General features: G+C 38.0%; 10 protein-coding genes and 1 tRNA gene. 4 read left to right on the top strand and 7 right to left on the bottom strand.

The annotated features are described in order from the left end of the window. Window positions 1-165 precede the first annotated feature (165 nt). Together HDE68_RS14905 and HDE68_RS14900 are read right to left on the bottom strand one after the other, a co-directional pair. On the bottom strand, window positions 166-1,464 hold the full coding sequence (locus HDE68_RS14905) for an amidohydrolase family protein (RefSeq protein WP_183883006.1): 1,299 nt from the start codon (window positions 1,462-1,464) through the stop codon (window positions 166-168). Window position 1,465: 1 nt separating this feature from the next. Next, complete coding sequence (locus tag HDE68_RS14900) at window positions 1,466-4,477, bottom strand: amidohydrolase family protein (RefSeq protein ID WP_183883005.1); 3,012 nt, start codon at window positions 4,475-4,477, stop codon at window positions 1,466-1,468. Between the two features lie 184 nt (window positions 4,478-4,661). Here HDE68_RS14900 and HDE68_RS14895 point away from each other — a divergent pair, with 184 nt between their 5' ends. The 3 genes from HDE68_RS14895 (at window position 4,662) to HDE68_RS14885 (ending at window position 8,031) form a co-directional block, all read left to right on the top strand. After that, window positions 4,662-5,111 carry a GNAT family N-acetyltransferase gene (locus HDE68_RS14895; protein WP_183883004.1) on the top strand — a complete coding sequence of 150 codons (450 nt, stop codon included), beginning with the start codon at window positions 4,662-4,664 and terminating at the stop codon, window positions 5,109-5,111. A 60-nt stretch (window positions 5,112-5,171) separates the two neighbouring features. Next, window positions 5,172-7,838 (top strand): response regulator, encoded by a 2,667-nt coding sequence (locus tag HDE68_RS14890; RefSeq protein ID WP_221300745.1) that lies wholly within the window; start codon window positions 5,172-5,174, stop codon window positions 7,836-7,838. Between the two features lie 106 nt (window positions 7,839-7,944). Next, window positions 7,945-8,031: transfer RNA gene (locus tag HDE68_RS14885), tRNA-Ser, on the top strand. Between the two features lie 1,082 nt (window positions 8,032-9,113). On the opposite strand, the gene HDE68_RS14880 is transcribed toward HDE68_RS14885, so the two are convergent. The 3 genes from HDE68_RS14880 to HDE68_RS14870 all read right to left on the bottom strand — a co-directional run bounded on the left by HDE68_RS14880 (window position 9,114) and on the right by HDE68_RS14870 (window position 12,573). Then, entirely contained in the window at window positions 9,114-9,575 is a 462-nt protein-coding gene (locus HDE68_RS14880; RefSeq protein WP_183883003.1) for a DoxX family protein, read from the bottom strand. 1,026 nt (window positions 9,576-10,601) lie between these two features. Continuing rightward, window positions 10,602-11,798, bottom strand: a complete 1,197-nt coding sequence (locus HDE68_RS14875) for an acyltransferase family protein (RefSeq protein WP_183883002.1) — start codon at window positions 11,796-11,798, stop codon at window positions 10,602-10,604. Between the two features lie 4 nt (window positions 11,799-11,802). Next, window positions 11,803-12,573 carry a DUF3667 domain-containing protein gene (locus HDE68_RS14870; RefSeq protein ID WP_317617702.1) on the bottom strand — a complete coding sequence of 257 codons (771 nt, stop codon included), beginning with the start codon at window positions 12,571-12,573 and terminating at the stop codon, window positions 11,803-11,805. 174 nt (window positions 12,574-12,747) lie between these two features. Between HDE68_RS14870 and HDE68_RS14865 the strand changes: the two genes are divergently transcribed. After that, complete coding sequence (locus tag HDE68_RS14865) at window positions 12,748-15,189, top strand: outer membrane beta-barrel protein (RefSeq protein ID WP_183883001.1); 2,442 nt, start codon at window positions 12,748-12,750, stop codon at window positions 15,187-15,189. Here the strand turns inward: HDE68_RS14865 and HDE68_RS14860 are convergent. Both HDE68_RS14860 and ppsA read right to left on the bottom strand, forming a co-directional pair. Next, window positions 15,184-15,630, bottom strand: coding sequence for a GNAT family N-acetyltransferase (locus HDE68_RS14860; protein ID WP_183883000.1), 447 nt, complete (start codon window positions 15,628-15,630; stop codon window positions 15,184-15,186). The genes HDE68_RS14865 and HDE68_RS14860 overlap by 6 nt on opposite strands. A 17-nt stretch (window positions 15,631-15,647) precedes the next feature. Then, window positions 15,648-18,317 carry a phosphoenolpyruvate synthase gene (gene ppsA, locus HDE68_RS14855; RefSeq protein ID WP_183882999.1) on the bottom strand — a complete coding sequence of 890 codons (2,670 nt, stop codon included), beginning with the start codon at window positions 18,315-18,317 and terminating at the stop codon, window positions 15,648-15,650. Between the last annotated feature and the right edge of the window lie 438 nt (window positions 18,318-18,755).

Raw genomic sequence — 18,755 nt, 5'->3', positions numbered from 1 at the left:
TTTAAGTTTATTACGCGAATCTTGATATACTCTACGTGAAATTGAAATTGGGGGCTGGATAGCGTAGAAAATTATTTAGATAAATTCAAAATAAACAAAAAATGCCGCCCTAACAGGCGGCATTTTTTAGAAGAAATATGAAATATTCAGGATATATGCTGTGAACTATTTCTTTTCAGCGGCATATTTATCACTGAATTTTTTATCCAGTTGCTTGTGGAGGTTATCAAGGTTAATGGCTCTTCCCTGGATAAAAGCCTGTTCAACTTTATTCGTTTTCATATCCAAAGCATCACCTGCTGAAATAAAGAATGTAGCATCTTTTCCTGCTTCTATACTACCGGTAGTCTGATCTGCACCCATAGCTTTTGCTGCATTCAATGTAATAGTTGACAATGCTTTTTCTTTATCCAGTCCCCAGGCAGTCACTGTGCCTGCCATGAAAGGTAAATTGCGCTGTTGCCAGTAGCCATCGATACTTAATACCACATTTAAACCTGCATTAGCCAGAACAGCAGCATTCTTATAGGGCATATTCACATCATCATCATTGTTATCGGGTAAAGCATGCGGTTGTTTGACCACTACAGTGATGTTATTCTCTTTTAAAAAGGGGATAGTTAAATAAGCCTCATCAGCCCCGGTAATGACAGGTGTAATACTAAATTTCTTTGCAAAATTAACCGCTGCAACAATATCCTTTTGTTTATCGGCTGCTATAAACAGTTTTTCTTTACCTGTAAAAACAGGCTTCATAGCTTCGAACCTTGTATTGATCACCTCAGGTTTACCCATTTCTGCATAAGCTTTAGCCTCTGCAAAGAAGGAAGTCAGCTGATTGATTGTTGCTTGTGTACGTTCTGCCAGTGTTTCTGCTGAGGTTTGACTCCTGGCAAAACCTCTGAAACGGGGGGTAGTTGGCCAGCTCATATGCATCGCATCATCTATTTTAATTGCTGCATCTTCCCAGTTCCATGCATCTAATTGTACCAGAGAAGAACTGCCTGAAATTATTCCGCCTTGCGGGGTTGTCTGTGCCAGAAGGATACCATTGCTGCGCAAAGTTGCAGGTACTTTTGAATCCGCATTATAGGCAACAATCGAACGGATATGCGAATTATAGTCTCCAATCTCTGAGAAATCAAGCGTCGCTTTTACAGCTTCAATCTCTGTTAACCCCAAATTAGTTGTGACAGCAATAAATCCCGGATAAATATGTTTTCCGCTGGCATTAATTCTCATCACATCATCCTGAGGAACCTGTCCATCAGCTATGACCGATATAATCTTGCCATTTCCAAAAAGGAGAGTCCCGTTTTCAATGACCAATCCGTTTCCGACATGTATGGTTGCTCCTGTAACGGCTATAGTTTTACTTTGTTTTTTTGCAGGCGATATATTAGCCTGTGCAAAAGAAACCAGGCCAGCTGTTGATAGAGCCAGGGTCAGTAGATATGTTTTCATATTAGTGTACATGTTCTGATTCATTTAATTCTGCTGAATAATCTTCTAAAGTTTCACAATTGTAAAGACGCGGGGCATTTCCAAGCGGGCGCTGTGTACTGGAACCACTGGTTTTACTGTCTAACATTTTTTGAATTAAACGGGCTTTTTCTGTTTGCTGGCTTTTGATCAGCTGTGCATCTTTATCGATATCCCAATAAGGCACACCATCTACAAAAGTTTTTTCTGCTTTGGCATAAATCGAAAGCGGGTCTGCAGACCAGATCACCACATCAGCATCTTTACCGGCTTTTAAACTACCCACTTTATCAGCGATATGAAGCATTTTTGCCGGGTTCAGCGTCACGAATTTCCAGGCATCCTCTTCCGGCACATTTCCATATAAAACTGCTTTACCAGCTTCCTGATTTAAGTGACGGGCCATTTCTGCGTCGTCAGAGTTGAAAGCTGTTGTAATCCCTACGTTATGCATAATCTTTCCGTTATAAGGAATAGCTTCTGCGACTTCATTTTTGTAAGCCCACCAATCTGAGAAGGTTGAACCAGCAATGCCATGAGCCTTCATCTTATCGGCAACTTTATAGCCTTCCAGAATATGAGTGAACGTATTGATTTTAAAGCCAAGACTATCAGCAACATGGATCAGCATATTAATTTCGCTCTGCACATAAGAATGACAGGTGATGAAACGTTTATTCTTTAAAATTTCTACAATCGCATCCAGTTCTAAATCCCGGCGAACGTTATTTCCCTTTACCGCAGTTGTTTTTTCATATTCTTTTGCGCGGGTAAATTCATCTGCAAATGTTTGTTCCACGCCCATACGTGTTACCGGAAAACGGGCTCCAGAACCAAAATTACTTTGTTTCACATTCTCTCCCAAAGCAAATTTGATGAAGCCATCAGCACCTGCAAACTTCAATTCTTCGGGTGCTTTACCCCAGCGTAATTTGATCAGCTGAGACTGACCGCCAATTGGGTTTGCCGAACCATGTAAAATATGAGAAGTGGTTACACCACCGGCCAGCTGGCGATAAATATTGACATCTTCCGAATTGATAATATCAGCAATACGAACTTCTGCAGAAACGGACTGCGCACCTTCATTAATGCCTCCAGAACCCGCTATATGAGAATGTTCATCAATAATACCTGCTGTTACATGTTTGCCTGTTGCATCAATTATCCTGGCATTTCCGGCAGCAAGGTTTTTACCTACGGCTTTGATTTTTCCATTTTCTAACCAGACATCTGCATTTTCCAGTATGCCTTCTTTTTCATTAGTCCAGACGGTTGCATTTTTGATCAGCACATTTTCCTGTTTTGGTATTGCTGCATTTCCAAAAGCACCAAAGGGATAAATTAAAGGACCCATTGCCAAACTGGTTTTAGGCTCTTCTTTTTTCGGTGTTTCTTTAGCAGCTTCTTTATACGTGGCGCTGAATTTTCCTGACAGGCCATCTGGCATTGCTGCTTCTCCTTTGATTAATAATGGACTGGAAGTTGTTAAGTATCCGCTTAAACGGATATTTCCCTCAGGGCTTTTCTTTAAATTGAAACTGATGCTTACCCAATCTCCATTTCTTGTAAAAGCAGCAGTCGTTTTAACACTGTCAATACCCGTTCTTTCAATTGCAGCAACCGAACCTCCTGATGCCCCTGTAATCTTTAAAGTTAAGGGGTTTATACCGTCGATATTTAAATTATAAATACCACGCAGATCAGCAACATCTATTTTATTAACGATAAAACGTTTGCCCTGCACCCAGTTCTCGAAGATGATATTTCCATTTTTAAACAGGTTGTCGGATGAAATAAGAAAGTTTGCAATTTTTCCTTTTTCCAGTGAGCCGACTTTATCGCTAATACCCAATATGGCGGCTGGAATTTCAGTTACTGATTGTAAAGCCTGTTTTTCAGTCAGTCCATTTTCAATGGCCAGGCGGATATTTGTCCAGAAATCACGGCTATGTTCTAAACCAAAAGCGGTCAATGCAAATCTTATTCCTGCTTTTTCTAAAGCAGCAGCATTTGCAGGGGCCATTTCCCATGCTTTCATCTGTGCCAGGGTAATGTTTCTTGCTTCAGCAGGATCTTCTACATCATATGCTTTAGGGAAAGTTAAAGGAATGATCAGACTTGCGCCCGTAGCTTTAACTTCGTTAATACGCTGATATTCCTCACCATTAGACTTGATGATATATTGTTTGCCAAATTCTTTACCGATTTTATCAGCACGAAGAATATTAGCCCATCCATCCGCTTCAAAAAATTGGGGAATAGTTTGCTGTTTAGCGAATTCTTCCAAAGAGATATTGTATTCATCTTTTTGCCTGCCGTACCATTGTGAATCATAATAAGTCTGGCGCAATAAAGCAATAGAACCCATCAATGAGGTGGGATAGTCATTAGCCGAAGTACCTTTGTTAAAGGAGTAATTTGCTGCGGTCTGGTCTTTCAGAAAAAGGTTATTATCAGTACTTTCATTCAACGTTACTGCGGCAGAAATTCCGCGGGCAATGCCATCACGGCTGATAACGTTTACACTTCCAAAACCAGCTTTTCGCAGTTCATCTGCTTTTTTGCTGTCTGCAGAGAAAATGTTTTTCACATAGGTTTCAGGTCGGATTGCTTCATTCCAGCCATATGCGCCTTTTTTGGTGGATATAAAAACAGATTGACGGCTGCCACGTGGCTGAACTGTAGTTTCCGGTAAGCCATAACTTGAAAAAGCGTCAATTAATGAAGGATAGATGAACTTTCCTTTCAGGTCGATAATCACATAACCTTTAGGTACGGATAACCCTGAACCGACAGCTTGTATGAACTGTCCTTTGACTAATAAAGTCGCATTGGGTAGGGTTTGACTGGAATTTACTACAATTGTTGCATTTGTAAAGGCAAACATACCTGGTCTGGTATCAAAAGAGCCGTTAACAGGGTAGGTGGTTTGCTGTGCAAACAGAGTTGTTGCAGAAAATACCAGCGCAATGGCAAGTAAAGTTTTCTTCATAATAGGTTCAAGAGTTAATTTATCTAAAACTAAAACAAATTAGTATTGGAGTGGCTTGATAACCTATTTTTTACAATTAAAATTGCTGTAAATTAGTAGAATTGATTTTTATCTTAAGCCAAATACTATAAGTAAACTTTATGGGTCAAAAACTAAGTAGTTTAAGTTTTACAATATATATAAGATGAAAGTCATATCAGTAAGAGAAAACCCGGAGTATAAAGACAGAGCAATAGCATATTTGCAGCAGGTTTGGGAAGAAGTACCTCCTATAGTCTATGAAGACTGTGTCTATCATTGCATTGGTTCAAAAAGTAATTTACCACAATGGTATCTGCTGGAAAATGATGGAGAAATAGCGGGCTGTGCGGGACTGGTGCCAAATGACTTTATCAGCAGAATGGATTTATATCCCTGGGTTTGTGCCGTATTTGTAGATGAACGCTACAGAGGCCATGCTTATGGCGCTTTATTACTTGAAAAAGCAAAACAGGATACTAAAAAGGCAGGCTTTAATCAACTATACCTTTGCACAGATCATATCGGGTACTATGAGAAATATGGATTTAGCTATGTCGGACAGGGCTATCATCCCTGGGAAGAAGAATCAAGGATTTATGGTATAGAGGTTTAGGTATTTTAACCTAAATAATGAGTAAATTAGTTTTAGTTATAATTTGCTTATTTCTTACCTATGATATTAACCGATAATAACTTTGATCAATCAGTCTTTGCTGATGAACTGCCCTGTATCGTCTTTAGAATTTCCAAAAATGAAGGCGGCTTTTCATTTTCATATTTGAATAAGGTAATTGATGACGAGCTTGCAGTAAAAGCTGCAGCTGTGATTAGCGATATGAATTTGTTTATCAATCTTTTGTCTGAACATGACCAGCATTCATTTTTCAGCTCTCTGGAATATGCCGTAGTTAACCTGATGGAATGGAAATGGGAGGGATGTTTTAATTTGCAATCTGGTAAGAAGAAATGGATGCAAGGTATTGCAAAGCCAGTTGACGGTCATCAGGGCGTGTTCAGTGGTTACTTCAAAGACATCTCCACTGACAAACATATGGTTGAAATGTTTAATGAAGCCGGTAAACTGACTAAAACAGGTGCCTGGGAGATAAATCTGGAAGAAGATTCACTCTTCTGGTCTGATGAGGTTTACCGGATTCACGAACTTGACCCGGCAATAAAACCCGATTTAGAAAGTGCAATGGGCTTTTATTCTGCCGAAGAACAGCGTATTATATCCTATGCCATTAATAAAACGATCCAAAATGGAATTCCCTGGGATCTTGACCTTCCATTTGTTACTGCTAACGGAAATGATAAATGGGTAAGAACAACAGGCAAAGCGATAACCGAAAATGGTAAGGTGACAAAGCTTTACGGTGTTTTTCAGGATATTACAGAAAAGCAGTTGTCAGACGAAATTCTTCGCGTGATATTTGAGTATTCAACAGATGCACATTTATTGTTTGGGGCAGAAGGAATAATAGATTGTAATGATGCCGCCGTAAAAATTTTAAAATGTAGAAATAAAGAAGACCTTCTTGCGCACCATCCGGCACAATTTTCGCCGGAATATCAGCCCGATGGCAGTCTTTCGGTTGAGAAATCTGTAGAAATGGATAAGCTGGCCTATCTAAACGGCTATAATCAATTTGAATGGCTTCATAAGCGTCTGGATGGTGAGGTTTTTCCAGTCATAGTAACTTTAAATCCTGTTAAGATCAATAAAAAGCCTGTCTTATTAGTGGTATGGCATGATATTACAGAGCAGAAACGTGCCGAAGAGCTGATGGTTCGTAACGAAGCCATGCTTTCCGAAACCCAGGAACTTACACACAGCGGGAGCTGGGAGGCAGATTTGTTAACTGGCAAGAATTACTGGTCTGATGAAGCATTTCGCATTTTTGGTCTCCTTCCTGAGAAAGAAGGGCCTGAGACGTTAAGTTTCGGAAAAATGATTCATCCTGATGACAAAGAGCATTATAAGCAAGTAGTTCAGGATACCATTATAAATCGTAAAGTTTCGGAATTTGATTTACGTATAGTTTTACCTGATCAGCAGGTCAAACACATTCATGCTATTGGTAAGCCCTATATCAATGAGAAAGACGAGGTTGTCAGGTTATATGGTGCGATTGTAGATATTACTGCACAAAAAAACGCCGAGCAGGAGTTAATCTCTGCAAAAGAGCTGGCTGAGCTGGCAGTTACTGCAAAATCACAATTTCTTTCTACCATGAGTCATGAAATCAGAACACCAATGAATGCAGTGATAGGTTTTACAAATTTGCTTTTGCAAACGCCACTCACCCCAGAGCAATTAGAATATCTTAAGGTCCTTAAATTCTCCGGTGATAATTTACTGGTACTGATTAACGATATTCTGGATTTCAGCAAGATGGAAGAAGGTAAGATTGTTTTCGAGATGATTCATTTTAATATCGAAGATCTGCTGAAAAGTATCTGCTATACACTTTCAGATAAGGCGGCTGAAAAGGGGTTAGTCTTAGAGTTATCTATGAGCAAAAATTTATCGGATGCCGTCATTGGCGATCCTGTGCGTTTAGGCCAGATTTTAACCAATCTGATCAATAATGCAATTAAATTTACTGATAGCGGCAGCGTTACTGTAGCTGTTGAATTAATCAGAGATGATCAGGGGAGTGCTACAATTGATTTTAAGATTACAGACACTGGTATTGGTATAGCCGGGGATAAAATTCAGTATATATTTGAACGGTTTACCCAGGCAAATTCTGATACCAACAGGAAGTATGGAGGGACAGGGCTGGGGTTGACCATTACAAAAAAACTCATAGAGCTTCAGGGTGGGAACATCAGTGTTGTTAGCAAATTAGGAGCGGGGTCTTCCTTTAAATTTACTTTAACATTTAAAAATGGAAATAATCACCTGATTAAATCATTAGATACCCTTTCATTCAAAGGAATGAAGAGCTTAAAAGGTACAAAGATACTCATTGCAGAAGATAATGAGATTAATGTTATGCTCATCAGGCAGTTTATGAAACTGTGGGATATCAAATGTGATTTTGTTGAAAATGGACTTCTTGCGCTAGAACAGGTACAGCTTAAAAAATATGATATCGTTTTTATGGATTTACAGATGCCGGAAATGGACGGGTATGAGGCTGCTGCTGCGATCCGGGCGCTCAAAGGAAATAAATTTAAGCTGTTGCCAATCATAGCTTTAACCGCTTCTGCGATGCTTGATATTCAGCATAAAGCATTCGAAGCAGGCATGACTGATTATATCAGCAAACCCTTTAAACCTGAAGAATTATATGAGAAAATCGAGCTTTATAGCAGAAATAGGCAGGTATAGGGCAAATTTGAGTGCTGAATAATTTTTTTTAATTCATAATGAGGCATTTAAAGGGATAATACACATTAGTGCTTGTGGAAACACTCTTTTTTCGTACTTTTGTCTCGGAGAGTTGGCAGAGTGGTCGATTGCGGCAGTCTTGAAAACTGTTGACCTGTTACAGGGTCCGCGGGTTCGAATCCCCCATTCTCCGCTAAACAAAAATGCTACCCTCTTCGGGTGGCATTTTTTGTTTTAAACCGGCCTGAGCCCTTCAGCTCAGAGGCCAGGTTAAAAAGGATCAAGTCATAAACTTGTGGATTAGGGATTAAATTTCAAGTTTTGGGTTTGATATTTTTTGAGTTCAAAGCAAAGGGTTACGATTCTTTAATAAGCTAATTACTTCCTGATTTTATAGTTTAATTTATTATTATTAAATGCCCTGATTACTTTGATCAGAGATCGGTCAACGCTTCAGCGGAATGCTTAGGAGGAGGAAAGATCCTGATTTTTTCGGTTTCCATTGATTGTTTCATTGTGCCCGGTACAGAACTTTTGAAACAACCTGTACTCCAGACTGCTGCTTTAAAAATGAAATCACCCAGGATTCCCTTTGAAAATTTACCCGTTAAACTTCCCATAATAAATACCTTTCTACCAATGTAAGCTATTCGCGTTAAAGATTATCCTGATGAGTAAAAAATGTCTGCAATTGTCCGCAGCTGTCTGCAATTGTCCGCAATTGTCCATGGGTTAGTCAAAGGGGAAATTATAATTTCATTAATCTTCATCCGGTTATGATTTGGTTGTGCCTGAATAGAGATCGGGGTGACACCACGTTGTAAACAGCCTTTAAGCATAGGAACTCTAAGTCATTTCAACTAGTTGTTTTTACTTGGACTTGCCATGCTCTTACCTTACTTTAACATTGCTCTTACCCTAACGAGTACCCGGACAGTACCCGGACAGTACCCGGCCGATACAGATTGATTATTTAGCTATTTTAAATTTATTTACTAACTGCCAGGCCTTGTTTCGCCTGAGTCATTCCCATGCAAATTGAAAGCTTTCTGCGCAACTTCCAGAGGTATAAGAGCATCCCTGATAGCAAAGACTTTCTGTTTAGCGTGTCAAAATTTATGCTTAAAAAGAACATCCTCCACAAGTTTATGGCTTGATCCGTTAAAAACAAAAAATTGCCAGGAGCGCAGCGACAAGCATTTTTGGTTGAAGCCCCCACCTCAGGGGATCAGTGAGATCAGCGAGCAGATTTAACACATAATTTTTCACCACAAATCAACTCACACGTTTTCCAGACCATCTATCATCAATACTTATCGGGCCACCTCCAATAAAAATGACATTAAATAAAAACAAAACGTATAATACCTGTGGTAAATACAAAAAATAACTATACCAGGTAAAAACATCCAGATCCTTAGGTATGTGATTTGGTATATCGAAAGTAAATAGTGCTGTAAATAGAATTATATTTAAAACGATAGCACTAAACCTCGTAAAAAGACCTATTGCTAAAAGCAACCCGAAGATTGCTTCATTTGCAGCGGTAAAATTTGCAATAAACTGCGGGTATGGGAAGCCTATTCCAGTAATTGTTTTGAGCATTGAAGCCTGAAAAACTGGATTAAACAATTTATTGATACCTGTTATCAGGAAAAACACACCAATCAGTATTCTACTAACGGCATAGGCATTGAGATTATATTTTGTATTCTGAGAAAAAATAATTTTAAGCATAAAATTTACTATATAGAGTTCAATATTTAATAATTTTTCAAACAAAACATTAGTCGAAGAATATGTTCTTCAAAAACGTATTGTTAAATATGCGCTCACATTCAAGTAAGCGAACCTATTTATTATCTAAGAATAAGGATCATAAGAGGAACGTGCAGAGCCTTATAAATAATGAAGATCTAAATTGTAAGTGAATATGTTTTGTAACCGCACGAAAGTGCTTTAACAGTAATGTCCTTAAGTTTACAGACCAGGAATAAAAAAGCAGAAACGAAAAAAAACTGATTTTTAAAGTATTAGAAGAACTTTCAGAATTATGTTCCTTTATAAAAAAAACAGAACTACAATCACCTGATTGTGAATTTATAACAACAGTATTGGCATCCTTTGTTAAAGAAGCTGAATCCTCATGGGTTATTAAAGACCATATTGTTGTTTTTACAGGGCATGATGTAACAAAGAAAATAGATATAACAAAAGTTGTAAAGATGACCTGTTTAATTAAACTTATCAATTCTCTATTTTCACCAGGCATAGTTTGATTAAATTATGGGGATAATCCAGGGCACGTTAAAATTAAATCCTGGTTCAAAATCGCATGCCCGACTGATCTCTTTATCAAGTAAACGCAAATTTCAATATACTATTGTATCATCTGCTAATGGCATATAAATTTATTAAAACTAATAGAAATTATCATCAATTTTACCAGCTATCTAATCACCTGATATGGAATTAAGACTAAAGCACCATATTAATGAAATAATTACTCTGACTGATGATGAGTTCAATGAAATTTTTACCTTTTTTACGAAAAAAATATACAACAGGTAATATTGCCTTAAATAAAAGAGTCCTGTCGTTATTGAGTAATGATGCATATACAATTCTTCACGTTCAGGTCACCAATCCTTATCGGTTCCAACAGTTTTTTCATAATTAGAAATTTACCAGCAAAACCAAAACCGGTAAATTCAAGCTTAAATGATGTAGATTACTATTTAGGACTGAACTATATCAATCAGTTTAATTAGAATGCTGAGCAGACGAACCCCAGATTCGGTTGATGAATCTTCGGCTGGGACGTTCTATCCATTGATAAGTGATATAAGAGATGAGAATAAGCAGAATTAAATAAGTTATACAATATAAGACTCCACTGGAAAAATCAATATTCTGTTTACCTCTGCCTATACCGATTGTACCTGGCAGATATATCCCATGGGAGAAAGGTTCCTGCAGAAAGATCTGCATCAGATAAACGGAATAAGAAATATTCCCCAGGAATTGTAAAATCTTAAGATTACAGAACTTCGCTATTCTGCCATTATTCGCTGTAAAACTGAGTACTAGCATTGCAAAAAGAAAAACTGTAATCCCATCATTTAATGCAAAGTGAAGTGACAATGTTATCGCAACTATAATAAAAAACGATATTGTATCAGAAGCGAAAGCCCTCCTGATACCCTGTAATTCGTAAACCAGATATACTAAAATCCCGGCTGTAAAACCAGCTATTCCCCTGATATATCCATAATCGAATGTTGTATTCAGATTGTGAGGAACCGGTATCGCAGGGTTTATTGGATTTTTTCTGGGCAGCAGATGCATAATAGAATAGTATGCCACTACAACAAGCACAAGTAAAACAATAACAGAAGCAGTCTTTTTCTTGTGGATACCTAATGCGATCAGAGGAAAAAGCAAATAAGCTGCCCACTCCGCACTGATACTCCAGGAAGGGATATTCCATGAATAGATCCTGGTCACACCAAAAGAATGTAGCAGAAAAACATTCGGCAGAATATCGGCTGGTTGTTCCAGGATAATGGGTGGATTGCCCCAGTCAGTAATCCAGCGAACAATGACCACCAGTAAAAGTAGTGAAAACAGGTGTAGCGGATAGATCCTTGCAAATCTTGCCACAAAGAAGTTTTTCAATGACCCTGCCCGTATTTTTTCTTTAAAATGGCCGCTATATACATGAATCATGATAAAGCCGCTCATGATAAAGAACAGGTCTACCATCAGATAGCATTTTTCAAAAAACATAGATTGTGAAGCAGGAACAAACCTGGCTGCTGCCATCTCGAAATGAAATACAGCAACCAGCAATGCAGCTATACCGCGTAAAGCAGTTAATGAAGGCAGGTACTCAACTTTATGAGCTGTAGGATTATTACCTACACTTGCAGAAGGAGAATAAAGATGAGTTTGATTCATTAATTTAGTGTTTGAAGAATAATCCAATTAAAAGCCCTAAAAGTAGTGCTGTGAAAGAAAATGTGATTAGCCCTAATATGTAGGAAGCCAGTCCTTTAAAATAGCTTGCTGCTTTTCTTTTGTCAAAAAACTGACCTATAGCCCAGCAACAATAACTTATACCCAGAATTCCTGAAATTTTTAGCAGACTTATTTTTGTTAATCCTTCCAGCAGACTGAAAACAGAGAATATCAGCATTTCTATGCCTATGATAAAACATAACAGGATTAAAATTTCAAAAAAATTGTATTCATACTTCTTGAAAAACAGTTTTAGCCAAAAAGCAATAAATACGCCTATTATAATGTTTGCATATCCATAATGATTTTGAATCCAATCAAAAATTGAACTTATTACAGAATTTTCTTCACCATTAAAACTAATGTATTCTGTTTCAATATGAAAGGAATGATTTATTAAAGTATACGCTAATGAAGTAATAATTATAAATATGATTGGCTTTACTAATTTACTTCTGTCTTTTGCAATGAACTCTTTTACGGTTTGTCCCGGTCTGATTAAAAGTTCTTTTATCGTCAATAAGATACCTTTCTCAAAATGTAAAACATGTTCAATTTCATGCACCACATAATGGCCGTCAATTCTTGGTATTTCAATAGCATGGCCACAATTCGAACAATATTTTCCTGTTAACTCATTAGAACACTTAGTGCAATTACTCATTTGTTTTTTATATACGATTTTTAACTTACCCGCAGCAACTTGATGCTTCACTAAATGTATTAAAAAATTACCTGTATTGCATATATGATGTTACCATAACAAAAGAAATATAACACGATTTTTATTTTTAATTTCCTATTCATAACATAATCAATTAATTTGTAGAATTAAATTAACTTGCATTCTGCTATACTATAGCTTATCCAAAGAGCCTAATCCTTATCCATGATCATTTCTAAGCTGAAGTTAACTTATCTGTTCATTTTTCTCCTGTGTATTTTTTCAAAAGGTTTTGCACAAAGTAATTCGGGTATCACGATAAAAGGTATCATTAAGAATACACAGAATGATGCTATTGATGGGGCAACTTTGTTTTTAAAGAATGGTGCCGATGGGGAGGTTGTTAAACAAGGACTGACCAATACAGATGGAACTTTTTCTTTTGCTGTTGCTAAAGGAGGCTATGTGTTGGTTGTAAGCTATTTGGGTGTGCTTGCTTATCAGAGTGAGGTATTGAAACTATCGGATCACACTGATTTAGGAATTATTAAAATTGAGACAGCTGCCAGGAGTTTAAAAGAAATCGTTATACAAAGTTCCGGTAAAAAACCTTTGATCAGGATTGAAGGCAGAAAGATGATTTATAACATTGAGAAAAGTATAACTGCGCAGGGAACTAATGTCTTAGAAGCATTAAAGAAAACTCCGGGTGTTATCGTGAATCAGGATAATTCTATTACGCTGAACGGTGCAAGTGGTGCTCTTTTGATGATTAACGGCAGGCAAACTTATTTGCAGACTGAGGAATTGGCACAGTTGCTGAAATCTATGTCTTCCTCCGACTTGAAATCTATTGAAATTATTAGAAATCCATCTGCTGAGTATGATGCTTCTGGGACTGGTGGTATTATTAATCTTGTATTGCAAAAATCAATTGCCGAGGGGTTCAATGGTAGTATTAACAATGGGATTGCTTATGGTCTTACGGTAAAACAGAATACCAGTTTGAACCTTAACTTCCGTAAAGGAAAAATTAATCTGTTTGGAAGTTACAATCATAATTTCGGGCACTTTGCAATGGACTACGATAATGACAGGACAACCAATGGAAAGATTTATCTCAATTCCAGTCATGATGTGGATAAAAAACATAATATAGGATCAACTGTGGGTGCTGACTATGCTATAGATACAGCCAAAACAATTGGAATTGTAATGAATGGTAATTTTTCAGGCGGTGGTGGTTTAATTACCCCAATCACAAATATCTTTGATCAGTCAACAGGTCAGCTATTGCAAACACTAAGAAGCCAGAGTTCTTATCCAAGCCAGAAGGCCAACCGGTACAACGTGAACTTAAATTACCGGTACAAAGGCAATAAAAATAATACGCTGGATATAGATGCAGACTATGGGATTTTTGATGCAGCGACGAAGAACCTGAGTACTAATACTTTTTACTCGCCCGAAGGGGAGTTTCAATCTGCTAATAATTTTCTGGTAGCCAATAGCAGGGATATTAAATTGTATGCAGTTAAAGCTGATTATGGGTTTCCTGTAGGAAAAGGAAGAATGGTAACCGGGGCAAAATATTCTGATGTCAGTGCCCGCAATATATTTGATCAGTATGATGTAAACAGTGGTGTAAATGTGATCGACATCAACTTGTCCAACACCTTTAAATATCAGGAACAAATAACTGCAGGATACTTGAAATACGAGACATCTTTGAATGATGCACTCCAGATGGATATAGGAGTGAGATTAGAAAATACACATTCTACAGGAGATTTGAAGCCGCATGAGGGGAGTACCCAGTCAGCAGATTTGGTGACCAGAAATTATTTAAATGTCTTTCCAACGGCTAGTATCACTTATAAAACAAAGGAGTCGGGTGCTTATAATCTGAGTTTTGCCCGCCGTGTTGATCGTCCGGCCTATAATGATCTGAATCCATTTTCATATCCTGTCGATGAGCTTTCCTATTGGAAAGGGAATCCATTTCTGCAGCCGCAGTATGCAAATACTTTAGCGCTTCAGTACAGTTATAAAAATACAACAGTATCAGCTGGTTATACGCATACCAGCGATCTGAGCAGTCAGATTACGGAAGTTCTGGAAGGAAACAGAATTATTATGGTGCCCAGGAATATTGGGTTCCAGAATAATATTAACCTGACTGTTACACAGCAGATTGATCTGGTTAAATGGTGGAATATGAGCCTGACAGGGATAGGATACTGGTTAGAAAACAAAGTTGGGACTGCAGCATATGGAGATTATAGCCGTAGCCGATTGGCGGGTACGATTAATATTCAGCAAAACTTTAAAATTCCTGGCCATATTACCGTGGAAATTGCAGGTGTGGTTAACTCAAAAAATATAAGCGGCTTAAATACTTATGTAAAAGGTAATTCACAAATAGACCTGGGTTTACAAAAGAACCTGATGAATGACAAAGCAACCCTTAAGCTGGCAGTTACTGATTTGTTAAGGACAAACAAAATTAATACAGATACACAGCTGAATAATTTAGTTCTACATACAACTTATGCAGGTGAGAGCCGTCAGATACGGTTAAATTTTACATATCGGTTTGGTAATAACAAGATCAAAACAAAAGACGACCGTGAATCGGGATTGCAAAATGAATCACAAAGATTATAGCTTTATTTCATGAACCTGCAGAATCTTGCAGAAAAAAACCTCTCCGATTTCATTTTCATTCATGCCATTTATAATTCCGCAAGCATTAAATCCCATTTTTATATGCCATTGCTGTGGCGCAGTTTCGTTGGCCTGACTTGAACTGTATAGTTTTTTTTGCCCTTTTAATCTGAGTTGTTCTTCCAGAAATTCAAGCATATTTTTCCCAATCTGTTTTCCTCTGAATTCTTGTTTCAGTATGATAAGTCCGATAAATGGATGAGTTGTCCAGATATATTCAAGTCTCAGGTATCCTATAATTTCCTTTTTATTCAGCGCTAAAAATATCTCCTCATTAAGTAATTTCCATGTTAAGAATTTCGGGTTAATATGTTTGTCGAACTTTAAACAAGTTTCAAGGTCATTTATACTTCCTTTCTGAAAAACTAGATCGTCCATCATAAATTTTTGGTTATTATCTACATTTCTATTTCATCCAGCAGCAGAACATACCCGTCAGTTCCATTCACCCTGATTTGTTGTCCATCTTTAATCAGTCTGGTCGCGTGCTCTACCCCAACAACTGCTGGTAAGCCATATTCACGTGCAATAACTGCTCCATGAGTCATCAGTCCGCCAACTTCGGTGACCAGGCCTTTAATAGAAACAAATAACGGTGTCCAGCTGGGATCAGTAAATGAAGTGACCAGTATATCTCCATCTTCCAAGTCAACATCTTCCATATTTAAGATCACACGTGCCCGGCCTTCTATAATTCCGGAAGAAACAGCAAGACCTGCAATAGCCTGTGCCGGGAGGTTCTCCTTTTTGTACGCACCTGAAATGATTTCACCATCAGATGTGATCACACGTGGCGGGTTTAGTTTCTCATTTGATTTGTATTCTTCTTTTCTTTCACTGATGAGTTGATAATCTATCTGATTTGTACTTATAACCTGGCGAAGTTCTTCAAAAGTCAGGTAATACATATCCTCTTTTTCATGAATAATGCCCGCTTGGATAAGGGGGGCAATTTCTTTCAGTAAAGCTTGTTTATAAATAAAATAACGATTAACCATTCCATATTTTGGATATTCACGATAGCCGGTTAAGTCCCGGATCAGGCTAATCGCCCGTTTCGTTTGTTCAGCTTTTTGTTTACCATCAGGCAATTGCATTAGCCGATGCAGCAGTTCTTGTTCTTTTTCTAAAGCATCCTGGCGTCCCAGCTCAAATTTCCGGCGGCTGGCACCGGGTTTTAGGTTTTTGATATTACCCAGGATCATGGGCACTATGGTCAGCGGTTTTTCACTCCAGCGGTTTTTAGAGATATCGATTTCTCCGCTGCACCGCATCCCATATTTGTTCAGATAAGCTGCGATGGCATTCTGGGTTTGCTGTCCGCCATCAAACCTGAGCAGTTCATCTAAAAAATTATCCTCTTTTGTATATTTCAGATAATCAATTATTGCTTTAAAAGGACGAATCACATCTGCTACATCCAAAAGCGCCAGGCCCATTTCGGAAGTAATATTATTGGGTACAGATTGAGAAAGTGTATCTGCTGCGTTTCTTTCGCCTAACCATTCGTTCATTTTTTCGTTAATCCATGCTGCGGCATTCATGGCAGCCATGATTACTTCTATGCTTCCGGGAGCAGATAAAAACTTTGTCAGGTATTGAATATCTTCCAGAATAAAATCAAATAAATCTGTTCCTGATTTTGTTCGGATGTTTTGTTTTAACGCTTCGGTTGATAGCTGATTTTGCTGAATCAATTCAGAAACTATAGCGTGGCCATTTTCAATGGGTGTTTGAAAATCAGCAGATAATATCTCTTTACTGTTTTTACCTGCGGCAGGTATTTGTTGTTCATCTGCAGTGCATTTTATAAAATCTTCCCGCCCCAGAATAGTCAGTAATGCGTCTTTGATCAGCGGATCTGATTTACCCAGGACATCTATTATCCTTTTTCTGCCAGCAGCAGTAGTCAGAAAGCTGGTGATGTCTACAAACAATCTTCCACCAGCTTTACGCATGGGAGCAGGAGTTGTTAAAAGGAAAAAGGACAGTCCCAGCGGTTTCATTGCATCGGTCATCATTTGCTGATGGCCAACAGATACATAAACGTGGTTCTCCTGATCATTTGCTTCAGGAATAGGGTATAGCGTAGTGATTGGTCTGCTCTGAACAATATAAATGGTATCATTTGACAAACACCATTCAATGTCCTGAGGGCGCCCGAAATGTTGTTCGATTGCTCTGCCTGTGCGTTCAAGCTGTAGAATCTGATCATCCGTCAATGCTTGCCTGTTCTGATATGCTGGCTCAACTTCCGTTTCTTGCGTACCACCACCTTCTATAGCAGAAACTGCCAGTTTCTTAGTGGATATCTTTTTCTGGATAATGGAACCGTTACAAACCTGGTAAAGGTCAGTATTGACCAGACCGGAAACCATGGCTTCGCCAAGTCCGAAGCTGGCATCAATGGATACTACTTTCCTGTTAGAAGTAACGGGATCGGCAGTAAATAAAATTCCTGCTGCCTGTGGGAAAACCATTTTTTGAATAATCACAGACAAGTAGACGTTCTGGTGGCCGAACCCATTTTGAATCCGGTAAATTATTGCCCTGGCTGTAAACAGAGAAGCCCAGCATTTACTGATATGTTTCAGGATTTCCTCTTTTCCAATAATGTTCAGATATGTATCCTGCTGCCCTGCAAAGGATGCTTTTGGCAGGTCTTCTGCGGTAGCACTGGAACGCACAGCAAAAGCTTCTTTTTCATCAAACCTGGCGAGATAATCCTCAATTTCTTCTATTATATCTTTAGCGATAGGTGTGCTTTCAATTGTGCTGCGGATTTTAGCACTGATTTTATTGATATTTTCTCTGTCTTCTGCCTCAAGATGCATTAATTGTTCCAGCAGCCTATTCAGTTCCTGATTATTTCCGGTTACTTTCTTATAAGCCTGTGTGGTGATGCAAAAACCTTCTGGTACGCTGATTTCTTTGATTCGGGACAGTTCACCCAGGTTAGTTCCTTTGCCTCCGGTAATTGCAGATTTTGTGCTGTCGGTTTCCTGAAAAGAGATTACATAGTTACCTGTTTTTTTTTCTATCGTACTAAATGCGGTTTGAGCTGTCATCAGAGTTTTTTTTAGAGGTTGCAGCGTCAAAAATATAAGGTATCAAGTGCCAAAACGACGTTTACTGACTATATTTTTTAACAGACAATAATGACCAGAGTAAGGGCGTTATTTATGTGGACAACGAAATGGTTTGCATTAATTTGTAAACTAACTGGAAATCTCAAAATAGTTGTTTTTGATATTGTAAGTAAAATTAAAGCGAACAATTTTACATTTTAAAGCTAATTTTATTTGGTTTTATTTTTTACATTGCAAAAAGTTCTTTGCATACCACATCAAACGGAAATGGTGATATTAATCTTAGATTAATAGGGGTTCATGTCTAAAATCATGAGCTGTTTGCAACTACAAGCCAGCAAACCTGCCTATTCCGAATGGACAATGCTTTCGTGATCTGAAGCTTTTATTCTAACAGATGTTTATTCTTTACCTGGT

It is taken from the genome of Pedobacter cryoconitis, from assembly GCF_014200605.1.
Classification (GTDB): Bacteria; Bacteroidota; Bacteroidia; order Sphingobacteriales; family Sphingobacteriaceae; genus Pedobacter; species Pedobacter cryoconitis_B.
Note: the sequence above shows the minus strand (reverse complement) of the source record. Positions and strands in the feature narration are given on the sequence as shown.

Bases quoted from the DNA above. Each gene is read 5' to 3' on its own strand.
- HDE68_RS14905 (WP_183883006.1), bottom strand. From the start codon at position 1,464: ATGAAAACATATCTACTGACCCTGGCTCTATCAACAGCTGGCCTGGTT.
- HDE68_RS14900 (WP_183883005.1), bottom strand. From the start codon at position 4,477: ATGAAGAAAACTTTACTTGCCATTGCGCTGGTATTTTCTGCAACAACT.
- HDE68_RS14895 (WP_183883004.1), top strand. From the start codon at position 4,662: ATGAAAGTCATATCAGTAAGAGAAAACCCGGAGTATAAAGACAGAGCA.
- HDE68_RS14890 (WP_221300745.1), top strand. From the start codon at position 5,172: ATGATATTAACCGATAATAACTTTGATCAATCAGTCTTTGCTGATGAA.
- HDE68_RS14880 (WP_183883003.1), bottom strand. From the start codon at position 9,575: ATGCTTAAAATTATTTTTTCTCAGAATACAAAATATAATCTCAATGCC.
- HDE68_RS14875 (WP_183883002.1), bottom strand. From the start codon at position 11,798: ATGAATCAAACTCATCTTTATTCTCCTTCTGCAAGTGTAGGTAATAAT.
- HDE68_RS14865 (WP_183883001.1), top strand. From the start codon at position 12,748: ATGATCATTTCTAAGCTGAAGTTAACTTATCTGTTCATTTTTCTCCTG.
- HDE68_RS14860 (WP_183883000.1), bottom strand. From the start codon at position 15,630: ATGATGGACGATCTAGTTTTTCAGAAAGGAAGTATAAATGACCTTGAA.
- ppsA (WP_183882999.1), bottom strand. From the start codon at position 18,317: ATGACAGCTCAAACCGCATTTAGTACGATAGAAAAAAAAACAGGTAAC.